This is a genomic window from Vibrio sp. 1159 (genome assembly GCF_033340395.1).
GTDB classification, from domain to species: domain Bacteria; phylum Pseudomonadota; class Gammaproteobacteria; order Enterobacterales; family Vibrionaceae; genus Vibrio; species Vibrio alginolyticus.
Window position 1 is genome coordinate 1 of record NZ_JAWOWL010000076.1, and the last position, 2,758, is coordinate 2,758.

Annotated in this window: 3 protein-coding genes; all 3 read left to right on the forward strand. The window is 48.5% G+C overall.

Going from position 1 to position 2,758, the window contains the following annotated elements; genetic code table 11:
• The first annotated feature begins 210 nt into the window (after positions 1–210).
• From rfbC to R7127_RS25930, 3 genes are read left to right on the forward strand one after another with little or no spacing between them, the layout of a single operon-like run.
• On the forward strand, positions 211–756 hold the full coding sequence (rfbC, locus tag R7127_RS25920; protein ID WP_318148655.1) for a dTDP-4-dehydrorhamnose 3,5-epimerase: 546 nt from the start codon (positions 211–213) through the stop codon (positions 754–756).
• 2 nt (positions 757–758) lie between these two features.
• Positions 759–1,592: a glycosyltransferase family 2 protein gene (locus tag R7127_RS25925; protein ID WP_318148656.1), complete on the forward strand. Its 834-nt coding sequence runs from the start codon at positions 759–761 to the stop codon at positions 1,590–1,592.
• The gene (locus tag R7127_RS25930) at positions 1,570–2,532 is read left to right on the forward strand and encodes a glycosyltransferase family 2 protein (RefSeq protein WP_318148657.1); all 963 of its coding nucleotides are present in this window, start codon (positions 1,570–1,572) and stop codon (positions 2,530–2,532) included. Before R7127_RS25925 ends, R7127_RS25930 begins: the two co-directional genes overlap by 23 nt.
• Positions 2,533–2,758 lie beyond the last annotated feature (226 nt).

Below are 2,758 nucleotides of genomic sequence, written 5' to 3' on the forward strand. Positions count from 1 at the left end.
GTGTGCGATGGATGTAAACTACTTAAGCAAGGTTCTCGGAGCCCTTGAATGACGGGGATGTTCATGCGATTTCCGTGAGATCCTGATGCTTTGGCTTGAAGCTGTGAGTCGGCTTCAAGCTTTAGCTGTCGCCTGCCTTGCCGGGCAATAATTAATGATATAACGGTGTGTGCTATACCGTGCAGTGGCTTATAAAGGTTATAAAATAAAATGAAATTTATCGAAACACGTATTCCTGAGGTAAAAATTATTGAACCTCAGGTGTTTGGCGACGAACGCGGCTTTTTTATGGAAACGTTTCGCACCACGCTGTTTAACCAAGAGTGCGGTGTACGTGAGTTCGTGCAGGAAAACCACAGCAAATCCAGCCATGGTATTCTGCGCGGTCTGCATTATCAGACTGAAAATACCCAGGGTAAACTGGTGCGCGTGGTGTCCGGTGAAGTATTCGATGTCGCGGTTGATATGCGTAAAGAGTCACCAACCTTTGGCCAGTGGGTGGGTGTGGTACTCTCGGCAGAAAACAAACGTCAGCTGTGGGTGCCGGAAGGTTTTGCCCATGGCTTTTACGTCATGTCCGATGAAGCCGAGTTCGCCTACAAATGTACCGATTTCTACAATCCGCAAGCCGAAGTGTCAGTCAAATGGGACGACCCGACGCTGGCGATTGAGTGGCCGCTGGTGGATAACCAGGCGCCAAGTTTGTCAGCCAAAGATGTGGCCGGCCTCAGTTTTGAAGCGGCGCCTAAGTTTTAACAGTGCCTAATTCCAGTGCGCCGCCGATATCACTGGTCACCGTGTCTCACGGGCATGAAGGCTATATTCACGAGCTGGTCGTTTCGCTGATCAAGTTCTGGCCATCGCCGTTTGAGCTGATCCTGATTGACAACCTTAACAGTGATACATTTGATCGCTGGGTCGAAGAGTGCAATCAGCAGCTGAGCTCGATGAATTCGTCGATCCGCTTATATAAATTCAGCCAGCCAAAATCGTTTAGTGTCGGCAATAACTTTGCTATTACGAAAGCGAGCTTTGAGCACCTGTTTATTATCAATCCGGATTGCCAGTTCATTAACCGCTCGGTCCAGAAGTGGTTTATCGACCATCGCGAAAAAATCGAAGGCAACTTGTTTTATCCCTGCTTACTCAATAGTGACGGCTCACGCCAGCAAAACTACAACGAGTGGCCCTGTTTGACCAACCAGGTGATGCGTTTAATTCGCGCCAAACTGGGGTTACCAACCGGGCAGCGACAAAAACGGCGTGACTGGTATTTTGCTTCGGCTATTATTACCACCAAATCAACCTTTAGCCGCTTAAACGGCTTTGATGAGCTGTTTCCGCTTTATTGTGAGGATGTCGATTTGTGCCATAAAGCCAAATTACTCGATATCCCCTGTATTCCGGTGGAGTCAGTGAGAATGATTCATCATTTGGGCGGTGAGGCGATGCACAAGCATTTGCGCAAAGCGATCCACTCTAATCTGGTGTGGCGCTATGTGCGGGTGCGCAATTATATCCGCATCAAGGTGCTGAAAAAGGCATACGATGAAACATGGGTGAAAGCCAGTGGTGACAAAACCCTGTATTGATATCGTGCTCGCCACGTATAACGGCGAACGTTTTATTATGCAGCAAATTAGATCGTTGCAAAACTGCGCGCTTTACACAGAGCTGGTGGCGCGCGTCATCGTGGTCGACGACGGCTCATCGGATCAGACTGAGGCGATTATTGCCCGTTTGCAACAAGGTGATAATCGAATTGAATGGCATGTTAATCCCGGCCCGCTGCACGGTCCGTCGGCCAACTTTAATTTTGGCCTTAGCCTGAGCAGCGCGGAATACATCATGCTGTGCGATCAGGACGATATCTGGCACGCCAATAAAATTGCGCGCTCTTTTCAGGCTATCTCGACTCGGGCAATAAAGGGCCGGAAAATCATTCAAGTTCAGCAACCGGTGTTAGTGTTCAGCGACAAACGCATTGTCGATCAGGATCTCAATGAGTTGTGCGCGAGCTTTTTTCAACTGCGTAACATTTCCCGCCAGTGGCACCATTCCACGCAGCAGTTACTGCAGCAGAATGTCGCCTCCGGCTGCACCATGCTGTTCAACCGACAATTACTGCAGCTGGCACTGCCGATTCCGCCTGCAGCCTTTATGCATGACTGGTGGTTAATCCTGGTGGCTAAATTGAACGGTGAGGTGGTGTTTATTGATGAGCCGCTCATCGACTATCGCCAGCACAGCAATAATAGCCTGGGCGCAAAATCACACTCAGTGCTGTATTTAATCCGTCACTTCTTTCGCCACTTACAGCGTTTCGAAACGAACTTCTGGCATACGGTGGAGCAAGCCGCAGCGCTGCAAACCCGTTTTAGCAACACAAGCGTGACAGAGGCACAATTCGCTCGCTTTAAACATTACAGCTATTGGCAGCGGCTTGGCCTGTTTTGTCAGGGTAAAGTACGGCAACACAACTGGAAAGGGCAGCTCGCGCTGTTCCTGACTTTGCTGAAGGGCAGGGGCTAACGGCTTAAAGCGATAACGTTGGGCTGGCTGGTTAAAGAATGGAAGCGACATTATTAGTTAATGTTACTTAATATTAGTTAATATCGCTTGCAGTGCTGCACGGTCCGCGCATGTTATTTACGCACCTTTTTATCAAATTTCGGGATAAAATCAGGGAAATCGCATAAACATGCCCATTTTTAAAGGGACTTCGTCAAATTAGAGTATTCTAATTTACAAGGTATTT